We start from the raw sequence: 19,802 nt of genomic DNA, 5'->3' as shown, positions 1-19,802 counted from the left end.
TGGGTACAGCGATTGCTCCTGAGGTTTCGTCCTATCCACCCCAACCCAACTCGCTATGGCTTTCCGCAACAACTATGCGAATATGGTGACTGAGCGGCCTCAGTCCCATACCCGTTTGATTCGAGACTACGACGGATCGAATCCGGATTTCGATTTCATCATAATCGGCTCGGGGATCGGGGGCGGGATATTGGCGGACGACTTGGCCGATCGAGTGGGTCATGATAAGAGGATCTTGGTGCTGGAGACTGGATCTTTCCTCTACCCGACGCATGTCTACAATATTAGCCGGATACCAAACTTCTCGGTTGCTAATCATTTTGGAGCGGACTGCTTTAGGCCGTATCCATTGCCTGGGCACTTCATTGGAGGAACCCCTCAGATGGGGTTCGGAGGGCGTTCGATCTTCTGGTCCGGTTTGATTCCCCAGGCTCAGGATTGGGAGATCGACTACTTTCCGCAGTCTGTGAGGGACGACTTTTCCGCTAGCTATTTTTCCTTGGCCGGCGAGCGGATGAACGAGTCCATATCGCTCGGCTCCAAGGCGGAGGAGCTAGTACAGCGATTCCGTAGCAGTAGCCTGAACGATGATTTTGTAATCGAACAAACTCCGCGGGCTCTGCACCAGCCTTACCTGTATCCAGATGGAACACCGCGGGACGCCTTTTTCGACGAGCCAACAGGAGTCTTTAACACGGCGGAGCTTTTGATTAATCAAGTGGGTTTGACGCCGGGCGCTCCGCAGGAGGGCAACGGTCTTTTCATCAAGCTAAACTCTTTTGTCGAAGGCGTCTTCGATGTGCCTTTCGGTTGGCACGAAGTCCGCACCACTAACACCCTCGATGGCGGGCAAAGAAGTTTTTACGCTCCTCAGGTCATTGTTGCCGCAGGTTCCGTCGAGAGTCCCAAACTGATAAATCGTTCCTCTGCCTACCAGAATTTCGCCGAACCGGTGCGTCAGAAGGTCGGCTTCGGTCTGACTGACCATCCTGTAAGCGGGGAGTCGCAAGCTTACGTTTCATCCTTGGGTGGAGGGCCTGCGATACCTCTGACGCGACATGACCACGCCAAAATTATCTTCTACTCCCGGGGGCTTACGGATGCCAGCGGCCATATCGATTTGCCCTTTAACGTGGAGATGAATATCAATCACGAATATTGGCACTTGAGGAACAACGATCCATCCTCTCTCCCGGCAGTCGACAATTTTGCCAAGACGCGGATCGACTTAAAATACAGTTTCGCGAACTGTCTGGATGACGAAAACGGAATTCTATCGCGCTGGGATGATGGATACACCCCGGAGATTCGTTTCAGGCGTTTCTCGGACCTGGACCATCTTTTGCAGAACCGGTTCCCGAAGGTGGCTGGGTGGCAAAAGAGCCCGCAGGACTTTTTCAATCTTCTCAATGCGACGAGGGACCGCATTTTTGGCCTGTTCAATGGCCTCGAAACGCTTACCGGCGATTACGGGGGCGGTTTTGGCCAGCAGTGGCCCTTCGGTTGGGGCACGGTACACCACGCATGCGGAACCTTGCGGATGCCGTGGAAAGCGGCCCGCTCGGAGTCCAGTTTCAGCGATGATTCTGTGGTCGACGAAAACTTGCAGGTCCGGAACGCTCCGGGGCTCTACGTTTGCGATATGTCGGTTATGCCAATCAGCACGGCGGCGAACCCGGTTCGCTCCCTCGCCGCCCTTTCGCTGCGTTTGTCAGAGCACCTCGCTTGAGTTTATATCGAGAAAGGTGCCAATTCGGGGCGAAGATTACTCGCTCTCTTCCTTACGGACGCGGAAGAGGGCCTTCTCCTCTGGCTCGGAAATGAGGTAGGGGCTTTCGGGCTGAGGGGAGATATCTTCCCATTGTTCACCGTCCTCGCTAGTTTGAAGCACACCCACGAAGTCGATTTTCACGTTATCGGATTTCGAAGAGTATATGCCGGCGGAAGGAGCTACGAAAATTTCGATCTTCAGCTGTCCGTAGTTGTCTTCCGGAATGTCATCTTGCGTCTGGATCTGGAACGTTTCGCCAGCCCCCACTATGATGTACTCGTAGGTGTGATCGTTGCGGTACTCGTCTAGGGAAGGACGAAGCGGTGTCCATTCACTGCCGTCCCAGAAAATGAGGCCAGTGGCTGCTGGAATTTGAATCTCATCGTCCCCGCATAAGCCGGATTCTTCTGGATAAGCAAAGATGTAGCCCGCATCGGCGTAGGCTTTTCCGTTTTTCGACCCTTCAGTCGGATACATAACGCTGGTCTCAGGGGTGCCTCCGCATGTGTTTTGGTCCTTCCAGACGCTCCAAGTCCCGGTGATCAGCACGCGATAGCTGGTGCCTGTTTCCAGCACCGTGCTCGACTCGGTCGCTGCCAGCGGGGTGTCAAAGAAGAACGTTTCCACCTGAGCTACCAGGACGTTAACGAATGAAAGTGGAAGCAGGAGCTTTAGAATGAATTTCATATATTGTCTGCGACTTGTTACGGGAAAGGGTCAAATCAAACCCCTTGTATCGAACTTCGTGGGTTTGAATTTGTAGGCTCGTGACTCAAGTGATTCCGAGATGAGAATCAAGGAACAATACAGGAGTCCGTCAGATCCCGCAATGAAGTATGGGGAGTTTTTACTGAATGTTTCATCTTGTCGACACGGGGCGTAAACTCCTCGGCCGGAGAAGGTAAGGCGAATAGATCGCCTTCGTCGACTCACCTGAAAAAGGCCCACGAAATTCCTCTAAGTATTTGTTTTCTGACTTATTCGGAGAAACTCTGAGTGATGGTAACCGTCTTTGGGTTCGAGAGGTAAGTAGAGTGCTATGAGTCAGCTGTTGGGTCGTCCAACTTTCTCGAATGCCGAGAGTTTGAAGCCTCCGCTCGATTCCCTTAATCCAAATCGACTGCTTCCAATTGTGGAAAGTGTTCGAGAATCGCTTCTTTGGGAACGTTTAGCCAGCGGACAGCGGCATTCAAAGTCGAAAACTGTTTGATATACCGTTGGCCCTTGAGATCGGAGGTAGCCATGATGGTCAAAGCGGCCGCCTGTGGCGTGTTTACGATGATTGCAGTCTTGGAGCGAGCGAGCTCTTTTAGGTTCTCCTCTGCCCATTGCCCATAGGTTTTAAGATCTGCGAGGCTAACCTTGGGGGCTCCGGAGAGATCGACCAGTAAGGAGTTGACGCCCTTTTTTATCCAGCCGTTTGCCTTCTGTTCCTTCCGGAGATCGATGAATTCCGCTAGGGTGCACGATTCGAAGTGAACTTGCACGATTAGGTTTTGGTCGGGAAGAAGCTCTGACAAAGTCTCCATGGGGGGCGGGTGATTTTTCGCGCTGATGAGATCAGGTTTGCCGAGTCATGGCAACAACACCTCAGCTGTTTTTGGGATAATAACCCCGTCTAACTCACTTGAGCGCATCGCGAGCGTGACCTCTTCTAGTGGATTTTCTGGGATATTGCCTTTGCTCGCTCGTGGGTTCCTCTGAGATGCGGTAATTACGTTTGATCTCTTAGGTTGATGGACTGGGGACATTTTGGTGGACAGGCTAGAGAAATGCCCCAGTTGCGCTATCATCCTCCATTGATTCAAGCAGTTGGTGACGGTACCGTTAACCCATTTCGTCATGCATTCTTTTCGCCCTTTGCACAAAACGATTTTAGCCGCCTTGTTTTGCCTTGTCTCGTCCGTGAAGGCGGTCGATCCCGACAGTCTCCCAATCGGCGGGATTAACGCTCACTGGGCGGACTTCTCCCATATCTCCACTTCCTTGCCTTTTACAAACGCCCTGCAGACCGCAAGCGAGTGGTACGCCAGCGATGGGCAAGAGCTTACCCTAGACGAAAACAATTATCCCACCTCCTTGGCTGAAGAGCAAATGGCCTTCTCTTTAGTGTTTGGCGAAAATTCGCACATACCAACCGGTCTGGATCAGAGTTACACCTTGGTATGGGAGGGTAGTGGCGTCCTGCAGCTATCTTACATCGGTGGAGAATATTATTACGATCGATCTTCGACCAAACGCCAGGAACTCACCTTCCCCGCCACTGCGGCTCAAGATTCCGTGACCCTTGCTATTCGAGAAACAGATCCTGAAGACCCGATTCGAAATGTTCGGCTGTATTTGCCAGGGTATGACGAGAGCTCGGGAACTTGGACAAACCACTTCGTCGACTACGTTCGCGAATTTGGATTGCTGCGGTTTTGTTGGGGAGTGGGAGTCAATGTGGATTCGAGCCGTGAGATTGTGGAATGGTCGGATCGCCGTTCGCCAAGCGAGTACACGTTTGGGAACGATATTGCCTTAGGCGAGACGAACGGAGTTGCCTATGAAGCGATGATTGAGCTCGCCAACCAAGCGGAGGTGGACCTCTGGGTTTGTGTCCCGCACCTTACTTCAGAAAGCTATCGTACCCAGATGGCTCAGCTCTTTCGGGATGGGCTTGACGAAGGGAATCGGCTCTGGGTCGAATATTCGAACGAGATTTTCAATAGCTGGTTCCCCGTTCACCAAGACCTCTACCAAGAAAGCCTCACGCTCAACGAGCCGCTTCCAGAAGAAGAGCAAATCGATTTGTTTATTTTGCACGGAAGAAAGGCGGCCGAACTTTTTACTGTGTTTGATAGTGTATTCAGTGCGTCAGGACAACGCGATCAGCTCGTGACTGTGTTTTCGGGGCAGAACGGTTTCGCTTATCCGCTCGCCGCCGGAGCGCAGGAAATTGAACGTATCGGGTCGATGGATTTGGTCGACGTTTTTAGTATCGCTCCCTACTTCGCGATACCGGAGCCCGACGATCACGAGGATCCGCTTCGGCCGGTGCTGGAGGGACAAGATCCGACTGCTCTCGATCCACGGGATCGCGTCTGGGCCCAAGCCTTTGTGGCCCTGAAACAGTTGGTGGATTTCAATTTCGAGCAACAGTATATTGCTGGCCTTCAGAACGAGGAAAATCGGCAAGTTGCCGAAACCTACGGTAAGCCAATTGTGGCTTACGAAGGTGGGCAACACCTGCATACCTTTGAGGATGAGTCCGGCCGATTGGCCTATCTAGGTCGCTGGATCAGTCCGATAAACCAGCATGAGGGGGTCCGCCACACCTACGATTACTTTCTCCGTTCATGGGACGAGTGGGGTGGTCGTACCATGGTTTTCTACTCGGCCTACTTTTATCCGAATGAAGAAGAAGCCTTTGGGCTGAAAACCGACTGGCGTCAGCCGAGTGAGGAAGCTCCGAAATATCTCGCCGCTCGCGACTGGCTAATGCGTCGCAAAGCTCTGAATACTGGCAACGACTTGGAATCAGCGGAGCCATCGATGCAGGCTCGTTTGGTGGACGAGAAAGTGCACTTCCAGTTTTCGGTTCCCCATGCCACAGAATCCCCCGACGTAGGCGGGGCTTTCAGCTCCGATCTTTCGCAATGGGATACTCCCGGTTTCCTCTTTGTCGACGAGACCAATGAGGTGGAAACGCTGTACCATGCGGAGCCTGTTGCGAATTCTGAAAACGCCTATTTCAGAGTGGAAGTCGCTCCTGGAAGCGTGGAATAGCTCCGCGCATCTCCTGATGCCTATCGGTCGCCGGAGTATTCGGAAACCCCGTTTAGGCTCGTTCCGAATGACTGCGAGCTCCTTTGGATAGTTCAAAATGTACCCTAACTCGTTCCATGGTGGACGAGGACGCTCGTACCTCTAAATAGGCGCGTACTGAAGCCCGTCTCTTAGGTTTTCCATCTCGACTACGCCCCTTTTCGGCTAGATCCAGGCAAGTTCGAGGTGGTTTCATCCCAAAAGGAGCTAGATTCGTCACAAGATGTTCTAAAATTAGGATTCTTGGGAAACCGAATCAGCTTGAAAATGCGTAACCCGGAGTGTCGCAATTAACATGCCTAATTCGACCTATTCAACTTATGCATCGTATCGTTTTAAACTTGGCGGCTGTCCTGGCAGTTGCCCTGCCGAGGGAGCTCATTTCAGCTCCTGCCCTCAGTATTGCGCCGGGTTCCCCCCATGTGGTGACCGTAAGTGGAGAGGAGGGAGAGAATGTTGTCCTGGAAGGTTCGGACGATCTGAGCGATGGGTCTTGGACGGCCTTATCGACCATCACTCTAGGGGATCAGCCGAGCATCTTTACCGACGATAGTGGCTACCTCGGGGATAAGCGCTTCTATCGAGCCTACACTTTCACGGATGAATCGAGCCAGAAAGCGACGGATATCATGGATGCGGTAGAAGCGTTCTTGAATTTGCTCAGCAGCTCGGAGCAGAGCACCCTTTTGTTTGACTGGGACGATGATACTCAGAAGACCCGTTGGTCAAATTTTCCAATCGGGATTGTTCCTAGAGACGGCCTACGGACCGGAGATATGTCAGACGCCCAACTCCAAGCGATGTGGAATTTGCTCTCTGTGGTCCTTAGCGAAGAGGGCTACGAGAAGACTTTGAACATAGTCAATGGGGATAATGAGCTGTCCTCTGGCTCGAATTCGCAATACGGCGACCATCAATACTACATCGCATTTCTCGGCACGCCTTCGGCAGAAGATATCTGGATGCTTCAATTCGGAGGTCATCACCTCGCAATTAATGTATTTATCAAAGGAGCGGATGGCTCACTGACGCCTTCCTTGACGGCTACTCAGCCTTCGAGCTACACGCTAGACGGAGAAACGATTCGTCCGATGGGCGATGAGGTGGACAAGGGACTTGCCTTGATGCAATCGCTCAGTGCTTCACAGCAGTCGGCAGCAACGATCGGATCCAGCTTTATCGACTTGGTCCTCGGGCCTGGGGAGGATGGGCAGATGATCGCATACGAAGGCGTGCAAGTATCTACGTTTTCGGATGAGCAAAAGGAGGCCCTTGTGGATCTTGCCGGAGAGTGGATTCGTATTTTGCATTCCGAAGCTGCTGAAAATCGCCTAGCGGAAGTTAGGGAAAATCTCGACTCCACATATTTTGCTTGGAGCGGTCCGGTGTCGGCTTCGAGCGCCGCTTATTTTAGGATCCACGGTCCGACTGTCTTCATCGAAATGTCTCCGCAGACGATGGGAGGCGGGGGTGGTTTGGGGCACTATCACTCGATTTATCGAGATCCAACAAATGAATACGGGGAGGGACTCTAAGATGGGACATAGTAGGTTCATTCGAAGTTTTTTCTGCTTATTAGCGATCGTTGGCCTTGTCGCGAGTGCCTTGGCCCACCGCTTGGACGAATGCTTGGTCTCCGTGAAGTTGCGTTTTGAGGAGGGCCGGATTCTCGCTACTTACCGAGTCGTACCCGGAGTCGAGGTCTATGATCAGTTCGAGGCGTTGATAGATCGCGATGGCAGTGGCGATATTTCAGAGGAGGAGGAGCGCGGATATGCTCAATCCCTTCTCGACGACAGTTTACTTACGCTCGATGGCGTTGGCCTCAGTTTCAAGTTCGTTGAAAGTCAGATCTGGGGTCGCGATGTATTGGTTGAGGGAGGAGGGGCGATCGTCGTGAAGGCTAGCTGCGATGTCACTTCGGAAAGCGGGTTGCATGTATTTGAATTCGTTTGCAGCCATCAGTCGGAAATATCTGGATACCTAACGAATGCTATGCTGCCCAAGGATCCGAACGTGTTTATCCGCTCGCAAAAACGATCTCACGACCAAAGTAGGATAAGGGTATCCTATGAGATCGTTAAGTGATATATAGTGTGCCACACGGAAGGGCCCGTTCTTGTGGTTTTGAAAAGATTCTAAAGTGTTCTGCTGTGTATCCTGTCGGTAAATACGATAGGTTTTCGATGTGACTTAGCCTCCCGCGTTTTGTAAGGCTATGTAGTCGGCGAGAGCGTTGAACGAAGTTTGAGAATTGGTGAAAAGCACCAGCTTCGGGTGATCGGAAATCGCCGAACTGTATTCGGCTAGAACGCCGGCGCCCTGATAGTCCGAGTGTCGCAAGTCGATGGGCATGGCGATGCTGGGATTATAGGCAGATCCGAACTTTTCATAGAACTTGCTTTGGCGGGCTAGCGTGAGCCCATCGTAATGATGCGGGACGAATGCGAAGTGGGCCTGTTTGTTTTTGAACAGTTCTGTTTTCTCGATCGTTTTGCGGAGCGAGTACTCGACGATAAAGACGATGTCATAGCCTTTGTTTTCCTTTATGGTTTGGAAGTAGGTGTTGAGCACGTTGTTGGCGGACATAGGGCTTCGCATGTCCTTGGAATCGCGGATGGGGATCGCATAGCCGCGAATCTGGGAACCTAGTTTCGCGTGAGCCTTATCCACGAAGTCTCCTAGAAAACCGCCACCACCATTGGCGTGTGAAACTTGAATGGCTCGATTATAGTAAATGAAGGCACCGTATTTCGCTGCCGCGATCGCTTCAGTAAAGCCTTCCTTCATGGCATCCTCGCATCTGAACGCTAATGCCGATTTTTGGTCGAAGGAAGCGTTGAGAATCGGCATTAATTGGCTTCCGACGATTTCGAAATCAGGGATGATGATCTTTTCGAAATCATCAGCTCCGACACGGCTGAGCAGAAACGGGATAAAGGCTAGGATAAGGAATTTTTTGGGTAGGGGATTCACGAGGCCGAGCTTTGAAGCTGCCACGGCCCGGTTCAATATTTTCTCGATCCGTGGTGACGCTATGCAGGGCCCTAATTGGAGCTAGAACTAAATCCCTATGCTTTCCCCACGCGTTGGAACTTTCTATCGCAGTGTGCCCCCCCTTGAGGCCTCTGAATCTTGATCGAGCAGTCCGCTGCGATTGCTCGTTTTATATACCCGAGAATCATAAACGGATTAATTGCTAAAAGATCCATGTGAGCAGGCCTGGCAATTAAATGTCTAATGCGTGAAGTCTCTTTTCGAGAGCTTTGGTCCCGTCTTCTGTCTTGATGTAGATGGCGTCTTTTGACAGAAATTTCATAATCCAGCTCTATGAAATATCCAATCCTACTCTCGTTGTTGCCCTTCGTTTTTCCAATCTACTCCTTTGCCGGCCTTGCGAACAGCAGCCTGCATCTGAGGATTCTGACGATTCAAGAAGGTGAGACCACCTTCGATGCGGACCAAGGAACTGCCTTGGTGGGATCCGCCGTAGAATATCCTGAACTCGTGGGAGAAGAGGGAGACCTTTTTGCTATCCCAGTTGCAGTGGATCTATCGGATTCCACTATCACTTTCGATTTCTCGAAACTCGGCGACGGAGAATTCGCGCCCGGCGACTTCAATGGATATGTAATCAGTGATTATCAGGATGACTTACCGCCCATCCTGAGCGTTTCCGTTGATGAGGAAAACTCGACACTTGCCGTTACTAGCGAAGAAATTTCTGTATCCGAAGAAGAAATACGAGTCGACGTGGCTGCCCTTTCTTACAATTCCCAGTCATTGCTGACACTGCAGGTGGCATTGCAGGAAGATGTCATCATGGTGAGTAAGGTGAACGAGCCTGACTCCGTGAAGTTTGTCTGGTCGAGCGAGTGGACCCTTCAGCGAAGCGATGATCTTGCTGCATGGGAAGTCGCCGCCTCTGAAAGCCCCTTTAGTATTTCTTCTCCTGAAGCGGGGGCTCTGTTTTTGCGCCTAGCGACTGACTAGGGAAGTGGCGTTCTGCTAACGTTCTGTCGAATTTATGACGGTACCCTGCCGACGGGTTGCGAGGTATCGTCCGTGAGCTTGCAAGGGATGTGAAGCAGTAGGAGTCCCTCCGAGTGTAGCCTGTATCAGATTATCGGATATATGCTGCCTCTACTCTTCCGATCTTCGAGAGCGGCAAGTGGTTATGCCCGGGGGGGGGTGAATCGATTCCTGGTTTTCAGGGTCTTGGCGTCTTATCCGAAAGCCAGCTAACTCTCGTCTGTATATTAGCCCCAGAGGAATCGCCTTGTTATTTTATGGGTATAAGTTAAAATACTTAGCCTTATTAGGGCTGTTACGTAATCGCGGGATTTGGAAACGATGCCGTGATTTCAGTCCGAGCTAAACACCCAACCACTCGCTTGTATGATCTATCCAACCAACTTGTCCTTGTTCCGGTTCGCTACCGTTTTTCTATTCGCTACCAGTTCCTTGCTCACCTCTGCGTTCGCCCAGTTCGAGCTCCCTTTTCCCGGTGTGCCGAATCCAGGCAGACCTGGGTTTACGCGTTATGTTTCGCGGGGAGATACCGTCACGAGCGTTTCTCTTGCACGGCTGCGTACCAACTTGGTCGCTTCAGAAGATAGTTCTGTCCTGATCGCAGATAACATTGTCCCTAGGAACCTTATTTCTCGAGACGAAAGCAATTTAATCATGCGAAGCGGCGATGTCAGAGTGCTTGCTCAATCGCTAGACGAGAGCCTGCTGGAGCTGCGTGGCGGAGAGATAGAAGAAGTCTTCGCCCAAGGTATGAGCACTTTGCTGCTTGCTGGAGCTACTGTTGAGTCATCTTTGACGGCTTACGGTGAAGCGATGGTCGAGTTGAGGGATGGCCGAATAGGCGAATGGGTAACCATGAATGGTGATAGTATCTTGAACATGGGCTTTTGTGATATCGGCGGGGGCATTGTGCTTCTGGAAAATAGCCAGCTTCTAGTGTCCAATGGCAGCTTCCCCGTTTTATTCAGCCAAGGCGAAAGCAGGTTCGAGATTCAAAGCGAGGGAGAGTCGAATGTGTATTCCTATGGCGAGAGCAACGGAGTTATAAGCGGTCGAGTCGGGGACTTAACAACTGGCGACGATAGCATAACAACTATCGACGCAGGTTCCGTCAGAAGTTTGACCACAAATGGTTCCAGCCAAGTGACGATGGACGGAGGCTGGATCTACGGAACCAGTGAAACCTTGGTCGATGTGAAAGGCTCTAGTGTCGTCTCGCTAAATCTATTACCCACGGAGCAACCCCAGGGGAATAACGACCAAGTTTCACGAAACGCATACGTTTACCAAGACGGCATGCTGACTCTGCATTCGGGGAGCTTTGATACGCTCCTTGCAAACGGTGAGTCTGAGTATACTATGGAAGGAGGCGACCTCGGGACCCTGCAGGTTGACGGAGATGCTATAGCGATTCTGAGGGGCGGAAGTATCCGTACGTTGATAGCGCGGGGCGGCAAGACCTATCTCAATGGAGTTACCTGTGAAGAGTTGAGGGTCGAAGGGGATGCAGACGTCGTTTTATACAACGCTGCTATCGAAAGGATAAATGTATCCTCCGGACGGATGCATATTCTTTATGATGACATCGGCGGTTTCCCTTCGGATATTCTAGCAGGTCGAGAAAATCTAAACATTGAAGTTAGCAACGGGGACTTGCATTTGTACGCCTCCAGAGTGCAAGGAGCTAGAAGCTACCCGAAGCTTTTCGACCTTTTTGGCGAATCCTTGCCCACCTCCGATCTGCCTGACTCAGGCTGGTGGACGTTGTTGCTCTGGAACCGAACTGGGATTGTTGATGAGTTTTGGTTCCGGAACTTGATCCCGAATGCGACGGGCACGGTCTATCTTCATTCCACGCTCGGAAGCACCTTCCCCTATCGGGATTAGTGTTCAGAGATTTGGTGGAAACGAGTTTTATCGATTGTACAGCGGATTCGTATTTGAGGCCTGCTAGTAATAGTCTCTCTATTTCCCCGAAAGCGCTATCGCGACCTAAAAAGTATCGGTATTTTAGTTACACATCTCGCTTTCTCGCCGAGGAAGCGGGGTGTTGTGTGTGAGCTGTGGGTAGAGGGTGGGGCTGAGAGCTGGGAAACAGGTGATTATAAGGAATGATTCTGGGAATGAACCTAAGAAGGCGGACAAGCCTAGGAATAAATGGCGGTCTGCACCGTCCTGAAAACTCTCTGCCCGAGCATGAGCACGGCCCAGCTTATAACCTTAAAATCTCTTCAAGCCATGCGGCTTCTTCTGGGCTTAGGGTGCCGTTGCGGGTGGCTTCTTTGAGCATTCGTCTTAGTGATTCGTCGTCCCAATCGTCTAGGGCTCGCACTGCTTCTATGACTCGTTCCTCGCCGTTTGGGTAACGGAGGGTTTCTGCTATGATTTGAGATGTGATTTCTCTGAATTCTTTAGGTATCCGATATTTGGAGATGCTTCTACTTTGAGCTTTGGGGCTGTTGAGCCGGGAGATATTAACTGAATCCACTGTATAGGTGTCGAAGTAGTCTGCTTCCAACAGCTCGAGCATGAGGGAAAGATGGGGATGGGGGAATTCGTCGGGGTTCTCGAGCGATCCGGTAACAGGACCTCCGAGATCTGCTCCACCGAACATGGAGACGCTGTAGGTGTCGGAGTCTGGCGACAATGAGATGAATACGGTGTGGACGGTGCCGGTGGTGTAAGAGCCTTTCTTAAGGCTGTTGACGTATACGGAACCGTTATAGAATTGAAGACGGAGGAGAGCCTCATCGATGGCCATCACGTTGGCGTTAACGGTCACCCCGTCATCTATGCGACCTTTCCAGATGAAGTACATGGGGCGACTCTGGTCGGTGTTAACGGTGGTGTTGAAGTATACGAAGGGACTTTGGTTGTCGATAACAGGTCCGAAGAGCTTAAGGGACTGTAGGCCTTCGATGGGTTGCCAGGCGTGAGCGATGATGTCGCCCGAACCATCGTTGCCGGTAATCGTATCACCCACTGGTGAACCAGGGACATCGTAGAGAGGGCCAGAGCCAACGGGGTCGTTCTCAAAGTCGCTTACAAACATGGGAGTGCAGGCGACTTGCAAGAGGAGCAGGGCCGCAAAGCAGCTAAGAATCGTTAACCGAGAACGGGCCATTCTGGCGGGGGTGGAATGGTTGCGAGATGGAAGGGCGCTTGGCTTTTGAGATGCAGTTGGAGTCATGGGGCTTTCCTTTCTTTGCTTTCCAAATCCGTCAGTCTGAGGATTAGGAAATGTGGTCTTGTTGAGAATATGGGCTAATATGTTGAAAATACCTACATAAAACAATTATACAACAAGTTGAAATGAAGTTCCTACGTGTGTTCTCTAGCAGCGGGTGAGCACTCCAGGAGGGACGTTGCACGCATATATCAGGACCCGTGAGAGGAGCGATCGGCGGCGTTAACCTTTGCTTGCCTGCCTTGACGCAAAGAACAAGCCAGACTCTTGAGGATGAGAGTCTGGCTTAGAAAGGCTTGTGGTTCTGACGAAGAGTCGTTCCTAGCGTCTGTCTTTTCGAGTTCGTAGTCCGATTAAGGATCAAGAATTTAGCCCTGTCCCTTTCGGGCGTACCCGTATTTAGAGGCTTGATGTAAGCATTGGAGGAACTGCTTCCATGTATTTAATGATTTTCATCTTAAACTGAATTTGGTTCCCCGGATGTTTAGGATCGGATTTGGGAGGTCTCTTAACGTTCCCATCTCCTCCTTTCCTTTGCAGCGTTATGAAATCGCCAAACTGAATTACACCGTTCTTCGAGAATTCTATCGGCTGTTTAGATATCGAGTAAACCGCTTCTCTGATATCGTAGAAGTGTATTGTGTTGTTGGCTTTATTAATGAGCACCAAGCATTTTGCTACGTCGTTGCCGATGCCCATGAAGATCTCTTCGATAATCTTTCCTGACTTTTTGCTTAGTTCGGTGGCGAGTAGGTCGCGGTATTGTTCTTCTATAAGGATCTTGGATCTTTTGAGCCGGTGGTTGTCTATTCCGTTTTGTATCGCTTTTATAGCAAACTCGCTGAGGCCGATTTTTGAAGCAAAAGAATCAAGCCAAGTTCTGGTAACTTGGTTGAAGCCGATCGATCTCGCAGACTTTACGTTGATCCCGATACCGGCCCCGCCGGCGTACATGGCAAGTAGATCTGATTTTTTGTTGGAAGTCCCTGTCGGATACACTTCCAAGAAATCCCCTCCTGATAGGTTCAGTTTGCGAAGCAGTTTCTCAGGAAGGTCTTTGTTCTTTCGAAATAGGGTGCAGAGTTGTTTTTCTGTATCGGTACCAAATTTGGCGTTTAGCCGGTCGGCGCTCATTGGATTCCTTTGTTACGCGCATTGAGTTCGATATGGATCGATGGATCCACGGTGGGGGTATGTTAGTCATGCACAAGCTGCCGGAAAAGCTGCTTGCTGAAACAAGTTCTCCAGTAATGAGTGAACAACGTCGACAGTGAATGCGTTACCTGCCTGATGTAGTAGGTCTGAATCTGATACGTTTTGGATGCGTTTTTGGAATTTCGTATCAAATCCTTGTAGTGCTAACCCTTCGAGTCCGGATAGTTTTCTTAGTTGGCCTTCTCTTGCGTATAGGAGACCGTGTCGTCCTGAGCGAAGTGTTGGAGCTATCTTTTTGAATATTCGTAGGTCTGATTGACGCGTATCAATCATTGTGAAGTCGGGTAACGCTTTTAGTTCGTCGACTGTGACTTTCGACTCCTTGTTGTATTTGTTGTTTAGATACTTTTTAAGGTAGGCGTAACCAGTCTCGGAAACCGCGTATTTCGGGTCTTTGGATCTTAGGTAGCTGCGGAGATTCTTGATACGTTTGGCTTTTTCAGGGAATGCAAACTCGAAGTCCGCATTGACTAGATCTTTCCGAACACCCACGAAATAGACACGCTCACGCATTTGGGGTACCCCGAAATCCACAGAGGAAACGAGTTTCCAGTCGACATTGTACCCAACGGATTCGAGTTCAGTTAAGATCTGGCGTAGGGTCTCGCCTTTGTTGTGGCTCATCAAGCCCTTGACGTTTTCAAGGACGAAGTAGTTTGGTTTCTTTGCTGCAAGGATATCGCTGAGGGCGAAGATTATTTGGCCACGTGGATCACTGAAACCTTCACGTCTGCCAACTATTGAAAAGGTCTGACAGGGAAATCCTCCAAGCATTACATCGAAGTTTGGCACGTCATTTGGGTTGATCTTGGTGAGGTCTCCTAGGTCGAGCAGAGGTTCCCAGAGTGTATCTAGCTCATGGAGCATTCTGTAAGTACGTTTCGCTTTCGGATCTATTTCTGAATAGCCTACACACTCGCCCCCGAGTTTTACCGCTGCTGCGTGACCTGCTCCAATACCGGCACAAAAATCAAGGAAACGAAATGAAGGGGATGCGATCATGATCTAAGAAGTGTAGTGATTCGGTAGGACAATTACAGTCCTATGTGAATTATAAAAGGCCCTGCACTGTATATTTGTGCAGGGCCTTGAAAGCTCAGTTAGTTAGGTGGCGATCGGGACGAAGGATGCTACCTTATTGGCAGCTTTCGCAGACCTCGGGTTCGGCGGGGCCGGTGGGCTTTTTGCCGACGATGCCTCGGAGTTCCTTTTTTGCTCCGACCGTGGCTTTCTCGATATTCGAGGCGCCGAGGGTGCGGAGGTAGTAGGTGGTCTTGAGGCCGTGTCTCCAAGCGGCGCGGTACATGTGAGACAGGGTCTTCATGTCCGGGCTAGCGAGGAAGAGGTTCACCGACTGGCTTTGGTCGATCCACTTCTGGCGGCGGGCTGCTGCGAGTACCAACCATGAGTAGTCGATGGAGAAGGCGGTCTTGTACTTCTGCTTGAGGTCTTCAGGGATGTTTTCGATCTCGTCGAGCTCGCCGTCGAAGTACTTGAGGTTGTCGCGCATCTCGCGGTCCCAGAGTCCGCGGTCCTTGAGGTCGCGAACGAGGTGCTGGTTGAGGATGATGAACTCGCCGGAGAGGTTGCTCTTAACGAAGAGGTTCTTGTAGCCAGGCTCGATACATGGGCTGGTGCCGGTGATATTCGAGATGGTGGCGGTCGGTGCGATGGCCATGACGTTGGAGTTGCGCATGCCTTGCTTGGCGATCTTCTTGCGGACGGGAGTCCAATCCATCTTGCCGCCGCGTGGGACGTCGACTTCGGTCCCGCGCTCTTGCTCGAGCAGGTCAACGGTGTCTTGCGGGAGGAGGCCACGATCCCACTTGGAGCCTTTGTAACTCTGGTAGGTGCCGCGCTCGGCGGCGAGGTCGGAGGAGGCTTCGATGGCGTAGTAGGCCACAGCTTCCATGATCTCGTCGTTGAATTCGACTGCTTCCTGCGAGGCGAAAGGCGTGTCGCGCTGGTAGAGGCAGTTCTGCAGTCCCATGATGCCGAGGCCGATAGGGCGGTGGCGGGAGTTGGAGAGACGGGCCGCTTCGGTAGGGTAGAAGTTGATGTCGATAACGTTGTCGAGCGCTCGGATGGCGGTCTTAACGGTTTCGCGTAGCTTCTTGTGGTCGATGTTGCCGTCCTTGTCCAAGTGCTGGTCGAGCACGATGGAGCCGAGGTTGCAGACTGCGGTTTCCTCTTGGGAAGTGTTGAGGGTGATCTCGGTACAGAGATTGGAGCTGTGTACGACGCCGCAGTGGTCTTGCGGGGAGCGGACGTTGCAAGGGTCCTTGAAGGTGATCCATGGGTGGCCGGTCTCGAAGATCATGGAGAGCATGCGCTTCCAGACTTCGATAGCGGGAACTTCCTTGGTCCAGATTTCGCCCTTGGCTGCCTTCGCTTCGTAGGCGATGTACTTGGCTTCGAAGTCCGCTCCGTAGGCGTCGTGCAGGTCGGGTACTTCGGAGGAGCGGAAGAAGGACCAGGACTGGCGGGCTTCCATACGCTTCATGAAGAGGTCGGGTACCCAGTTGGCAGTATTCATGTCGTGGCAACGGCGACGGTCGTCTCCGGTGTTCTTACGAAGCTCTAGGAAGTCGTAGAGGTCGTTGTGCCAAGTTTCGAGATAGGCGCAGCCAGAGCCGCGACGCTTACCGCCTTGGTTAACCGCGATGAGCTGGTCGTTGTGCAGCTTGAGGAAGGGGATGATGCCCTGGGATTCGCCGTTGGTTCCGCCGATGTAGGAGCCGGTGCCGCGAACCGCGGTCCAAGATCCGCCTAGGCCGCCTGCCCACTTGGAGAGGTAGGCGTTGTCGGCGATGCCGCGTTGCATGATGCCTTCGATGGAGTCTTCGACGTAGTACAAGTAGCAGCTGGAGAGCTGGCTGTGCTTGGTGCCGGAGTTGAAGAGAGTCGGAGTGGAGCTGCAGAAGCGGCGTGACTTGTAGAGGCGGTAGAGGGTCTTGGCCTTCTCATCTTTGTCCTCTTCTTGGATGAAGAGTCCCATAGCGACACGCATCCAGAAGAACTGTGGCGTCTCGATACGACGCTGCTTCTTCGGGTTGGTCTTGTCGATGATGAGGTAGCGATCGTAAAGGGTCTGAATTCCCAGGTAGTCGAAATCGAGGTCGGCGGAGGGATCGAGAGTGCGAGCGAGCTTGTCGATCTGGTAGTCCTTGAGGTCCGGATTGAGGCGGCCGATCAGGATGCCGTGGCGGACGTACTCCTTGAACTTCTTTTGGTGGAAGGTCTTGATGGCGGCGATACCGTCGCGGACGATGTCCCAACCAAGGGTCTCCTGGTACATGTAGGAGAGCTTGATGCGGGCGGCGAACTTGGCGAAGTCGGCGTCTTGCTCGATGAGGGTACGAGCGTTGAGGGTGATGGTCTTCTCGAGATCGGCTTCGGAGATCTCGTCGAAGACGGAGCGGCGGAGCTCGGATTCGATTTCGTCAGCGGAGAGGCAGAGATCGAGGCCGATGGAGGCAAACTCGATACGTTTCTTCAGGTCGATGCCATCCCAGAAGTAGGTGGTGCCGTCGGCCTTTTTGACCACGACCATGGAGTCTTGCTCGGTGTCGTTGGCCATCTGAAGGGCTTCCTGCTCGCGCATGGCCCGGCGTTGCTCGCGGTAGAGAACGTAGTGGGCGGCCACCTTGAAGTGACCTTGGCGCATGAGCTCTTCCTGGACGATGTCCTGAACTTCTTCGATTTCGATGAAGGCGTGGGCGTATTTTTGGACTCGCTCGGTCACTGCTGCGGCGACTTCCACAGCGGGGTCGGAATTTTGCTCGAGGGAGAGGAAAGCGCGGCGTACGGCGATTTCGATCTTCTCTTGCTTCCAAGGCACTACTTTTCGGTCACGACGGATGAGGCGCACGTTTTTTAGCCCTATGTTTTTGTCGGCGACGAGCTGGCGCTGACGGTTGATGAGCATGGATTTGGCGACGTCGTAGGCGTTGTTGTCTACGAGAGTGTTTTCGATGACGTCGTACAGTTCCCCGAGACCAACACGGGCTTCGAGAGTTTCAGCCGACTTGGACTCTAGCTTGTCGACGACTTGGCGAGCTACGGAGCAAACCCAGCTGCGATTGGCGTCATTATACACATCGGTCTGGTTCTTGGAAAGAAGGACGTTGGCAAGGGCGTTGCCGATGGTGTCGACGATCTTGGAGAGGTCGAAGGTGGATTCGCCCTCGTGGGTCACGACGTTGATGGAGGTGCGTTGACTGTCCTGGTCGGCGAGGCCGGCCTGCCAATTGAAACCGTGAGATTTTTCACGGGAAGCGGTGATGAGACGTTTAAGAGCTAAGTCTTCCTGAAGATTTGGATTTATCATGGTGGCGGCGCGAAGTGCTAGAGTTGCTGAAGCGAAGTATGGGTGGGGAGGGGTTAACGCGGCTGGTGGGCCGCGGCTGAAAAAACCATTGGCGGAGTCTGCGAGGGTGGAGCGAACGGCCTTTATGGGGACGCTCGCTGCCTCGGAGACCCTAGAGGTCGTCGTCGGACTCGATTTCGAGTGACGAGGCTTTCTGGTACTCGGTTACACGGCCTTCGAAGAAGTTTTGCTCCTTCTTGATGTCCATCATCTCGGCGAGCCATGGTAGCGGGTTGGTGACGCCGGGGTTGAGGGGATCGAGTCCGCAGCCTTCTAGGCGACGGTCCGCAATGTAGTCGATGTACTGAAGAAAGTCTTCTTTGCGCAGGCCGATGGAATCGACAGGCAGGCAGTCGGCGATGAAGTCCTTTTCGAGGGCGATCGCTTCGGACATGGCTCCGCGGAGCTCGGCCTTATACTCGTCGGTCCAGACGTCTGGATTTTCTTCGATGAGGTCCATGAAGAGGTTGCGGAGGAGTTCGATGTGGTTGGACTCGTCGCGTAGGGTGTAGCGGAACATTTCTCCTATGCCGCGGAACTTGTTCTGGCGGTAGAGGGAGAGAATCATGCCGAACATTCCGTAGAACTGGGTGCCTTCCATACATTGGCCGAAGAGGAAGATGTTCTTGGCGAACTTTTGCTTGTTTTCGGTGACGGTGAGGTCGATGTCGTTGCGGAGGGAGTGGGAGTGGCGGGTGACGAACTCGTTCTTCTTAACGATGCTGTCGATATCCTCGAACATGGCCTCGCACTCGTGCGGGTTGATGCCGAGAGAGGAGATCATGTAGAGAAGGGAGTCGGCGTGTACGTTTTCCTCGTGGGCGTGACGGCCGAGCACCAGCTTGAGCTCAGGAGCGGTAACCAGCTCGCGAACGACGTGGATAATGTTGTCACCCACGATGCCTTCCGCGGCGGAGAAGTAGCCAATGCCCATGCGAATGATCCAGCGCTCGATGTCGTTGACCTGGCTCTCGTCCTTCCACTGCTCGATATCCTTGTTCATGTTGATATCTTCCGGCTCCCAGTGGTTCGCCTTCATGGTCTTGTAGATCTCGTAGGCCCAGTTGTACTTCAAAGGCAGGAGATTGAAGGTCATCGTTTCGCGACCATTGATGATCTTTTTGGCTTTAAAGGCTTCTTCTGCCTTGGCCTGATCGAGGACGAAAGATTTAGAACCGACGGTGTAGGTTTTTTGCATGGTTGGTTACGAGCTAAGTAGAGACAGTTTTGGCTTGAATGGATTGGCTTACGTTATGGAAACGGATTCCGAGGGTTGGTGAAAGGAACACGGCTCTTACGCTCTGGCGAGCGGGAGTTATTCGGACTTATCCACCTCATATTAACCACAATATACAGTGGTTTTTCCTCGATGGACCACAAGATATTGGGAGTATTTCGGCACCGTCAACGCGGTAAAATTA

Annotated in this window: 14 protein-coding genes; 6 read left to right on the top strand and 8 right to left on the bottom strand. The window is 52.2% G+C overall.

The features are described 5' to 3' along the window. Nucleotides 1-55: 55 nt before the first annotated feature. A complete protein-coding gene (locus H5P27_RS11530; protein ID WP_185660541.1) occupies nt 56-1,729 on the top strand; it encodes a GMC oxidoreductase in 1,674 nt (557 codons plus the stop codon). A gap of 36 nt (nt 1,730-1,765) precedes the next feature. On the opposite strand, the gene H5P27_RS11525 is transcribed toward H5P27_RS11530, so the two are convergent. Together H5P27_RS11525 and H5P27_RS11520 are read right to left on the bottom strand one after the other, a co-directional pair. Continuing rightward, the gene (locus H5P27_RS11525) at nt 1,766-2,458 is read right to left on the bottom strand and encodes a hypothetical protein (RefSeq protein WP_185660540.1); all 693 of its coding nucleotides are present in this window, start codon (nt 2,456-2,458) and stop codon (nt 1,766-1,768) included. Nucleotides 2,459-2,877: 419 nt separating this feature from the next. Continuing rightward, the gene (locus H5P27_RS11520) at nt 2,878-3,300 is read right to left on the bottom strand and encodes a hypothetical protein (protein WP_185660539.1); all 423 of its coding nucleotides are present in this window, start codon (nt 3,298-3,300) and stop codon (nt 2,878-2,880) included. A 313-nt stretch (nt 3,301-3,613) separates the two neighbouring features. Here H5P27_RS11520 and H5P27_RS11515 point away from each other — a divergent pair, with 313 nt between their 5' ends. The 3 genes from H5P27_RS11515 to H5P27_RS11505 all read left to right on the top strand — a co-directional run bounded on the left by H5P27_RS11515 (nt 3,614) and on the right by H5P27_RS11505 (nt 7,666). Then, nucleotides 3,614-5,539: a hypothetical protein gene (locus tag H5P27_RS11515; RefSeq protein WP_185660538.1), complete on the top strand. Its 1,926-nt coding sequence runs from the start codon at nt 3,614-3,616 to the stop codon at nt 5,537-5,539. A gap of 359 nt (nt 5,540-5,898) precedes the next feature. Then, a complete protein-coding gene (locus H5P27_RS11510) occupies nt 5,899-7,113 on the top strand; it encodes a DUF3500 domain-containing protein (protein WP_185660537.1) in 1,215 nt (404 codons plus the stop codon). Between the two features lie 103 nt (nt 7,114-7,216). Continuing rightward, nucleotides 7,217-7,666, top strand: coding sequence for a hypothetical protein (locus H5P27_RS11505; RefSeq protein WP_185660536.1), 450 nt, complete (start codon nt 7,217-7,219; stop codon nt 7,664-7,666). Between the two features lie 105 nt (nt 7,667-7,771). On the opposite strand, the gene H5P27_RS11500 is transcribed toward H5P27_RS11505, so the two are convergent. Beyond that, a complete protein-coding gene (locus tag H5P27_RS11500; protein WP_185660535.1) occupies nt 7,772-8,554 on the bottom strand; it encodes a hypothetical protein in 783 nt (260 codons plus the stop codon). Between the two features lie 354 nt (nt 8,555-8,908). Here H5P27_RS11500 and H5P27_RS11495 point away from each other — a divergent pair, with 354 nt between their 5' ends. Then, nucleotides 8,909-9,571, top strand: a complete 663-nt coding sequence (locus tag H5P27_RS11495; RefSeq protein WP_185660534.1) for a hypothetical protein — start codon at nt 8,909-8,911, stop codon at nt 9,569-9,571. Nucleotides 9,572-9,976: 405 nt separating this feature from the next. Further along, entirely contained in the window at nt 9,977-11,497 is a 1,521-nt protein-coding gene (locus tag H5P27_RS11490; protein WP_185660533.1) for a hypothetical protein, read from the top strand. 325 nt (nt 11,498-11,822) lie between these two features. Here the strand turns inward: H5P27_RS11490 and H5P27_RS11485 are convergent, their stop codons facing one another. The 5 genes from H5P27_RS11485 to H5P27_RS11465 all read right to left on the bottom strand — a co-directional run bounded on the left by H5P27_RS11485 (nt 11,823) and on the right by H5P27_RS11465 (nt 19,579). After that, entirely contained in the window at nt 11,823-12,800 is a 978-nt protein-coding gene (locus tag H5P27_RS11485; protein ID WP_185660532.1) for a hypothetical protein, read from the bottom strand. Between the two features lie 396 nt (nt 12,801-13,196). Beyond that, a complete protein-coding gene (locus H5P27_RS11480; RefSeq protein ID WP_185660531.1) occupies nt 13,197-13,931 on the bottom strand; it encodes a PDDEXK family nuclease in 735 nt (244 codons plus the stop codon). 66 nt (nt 13,932-13,997) lie between these two features. Then, nucleotides 13,998-15,014, bottom strand: a complete 1,017-nt coding sequence (gene dcm / locus H5P27_RS11475) for a DNA (cytosine-5-)-methyltransferase (RefSeq protein ID WP_185660530.1) — start codon at nt 15,012-15,014, stop codon at nt 13,998-14,000. A 133-nt stretch (nt 15,015-15,147) separates the two neighbouring features. Then, nucleotides 15,148-18,342, bottom strand: coding sequence for a ribonucleoside-diphosphate reductase subunit alpha (locus H5P27_RS11470; protein WP_185660529.1), 3,195 nt, complete (start codon nt 18,340-18,342; stop codon nt 15,148-15,150). A gap of 151 nt (nt 18,343-18,493) precedes the next feature. Continuing rightward, nucleotides 18,494-19,579 carry a ribonucleotide-diphosphate reductase subunit beta gene (locus H5P27_RS11465; RefSeq protein ID WP_185660528.1) on the bottom strand — a complete coding sequence of 362 codons (1,086 nt, stop codon included), beginning with the start codon at nt 19,577-19,579 and terminating at the stop codon, nt 18,494-18,496. Nucleotides 19,580-19,802 lie beyond the last annotated feature (223 nt).

Source organism: Pelagicoccus albus, from assembly GCF_014230145.1.
GTDB classification, from domain to species: Bacteria; Verrucomicrobiota; Verrucomicrobiia; order Opitutales; family Opitutaceae; genus Pelagicoccus; species Pelagicoccus albus.
Note: the sequence above shows the minus strand (reverse complement) of the source record. Positions and strands in the feature narration are given on the sequence as shown.